At 24.9% G+C, this 1,059-nt stretch carries 1 protein-coding gene; it reads left to right on the top strand.

The annotated features are described in order from the left end of the window. Positions 1-1,059, top strand: a 1,059-nt coding sequence (locus EPJ72_RS12820) for a capsular polysaccharide export protein, LipB/KpsS family (RefSeq protein WP_147732500.1), incomplete at both ends; no start/stop codon positions are given.

Raw genomic sequence — 1,059 nt, 5'->3', positions numbered from 1 at the left:
TATTATCATGAATAAAATATTAAATTTTATTTTTTCAAAAAAAGACGAAGGCATTTATAGAACTTATAGAATTTTTGGAATTAAAATTATTACTAAACCTATAAGATTAAAACTTGATATGATAGAAGACAACATTATTCATAAAGTAAATAATCATATAGATAAAATATATTTTTATCCGTTTATAGATAAATATATTAATATTCAAAAGGATAAATATAATTACGATATAGAAAATATATTGCAAGTTTCTAAAAAGATATTTTTTGCAGAATTGCAATATTATTTGATTGAAAACGATAAATTATTTATTAAATATTTATTTAAAGGCGAATTACAATTTTTTAACGATTTTCATTCTAAAGCGGACATTATGATAATTTGGGGAATGAATATGTATTATCATAATGCTCGAACCATTGAAATGGCATTAGCAACGGATACAAAATTATTAATAGCGGAGGACGGATTTATTCGTTCAATAAATAATTTTGTTAATAAAACAATCCCTTCAAAATATAGGAATTCAATATCTTTCACATTTTCAAATCTGCCTCATTTCTTTGCAGACGAAATAACCACTTTAGAATATATGTTAAACAACGAAAAATTAAAGTTGGATAATAAGCAAATAGAAAGAGCAAAATATTTAATTGATAAAATAATTAAAAATAAAATTAGTAAATACAATCATCAACCAATATATAAACCCGAAATAGGAAAGAATAAAAATAAAGTATTGGTAATAGACCAAAGTTATGGCGATATGTCTATAAGTTATGGTTGGGCTAATGAAGATACTTTTAAGAATATGCTTGAAGTGGCAATTAAAGAAAACTATAACGCCGATATAATAATAAAGACTCATCCTGACGCTTTAGTAAAAAACTCCGAAAGAGCTAAATGTTATTATTCGAGCGAAGATATTAAAGAAAATGTCTATTTAATGGCAGAAGAAATAAACCCCATATCGTTGCTTGAAATAGTGGATAAAGTTTATGTTTGCACTTCGCAGTTAGGATTTGAAGCTTTAATGATGGGGAAGGAAGTTCATGTATT

Source organism: Brachyspira pilosicoli, from assembly GCF_008016535.1.
Classification (GTDB): domain Bacteria; phylum Spirochaetota; class Brachyspiria; order Brachyspirales; family Brachyspiraceae; genus Brachyspira; species Brachyspira pilosicoli_A.
The sequence above is the reverse complement of the archived record's forward strand: the minus strand, read 5'-3'. Positions and strand labels throughout refer to the sequence as shown.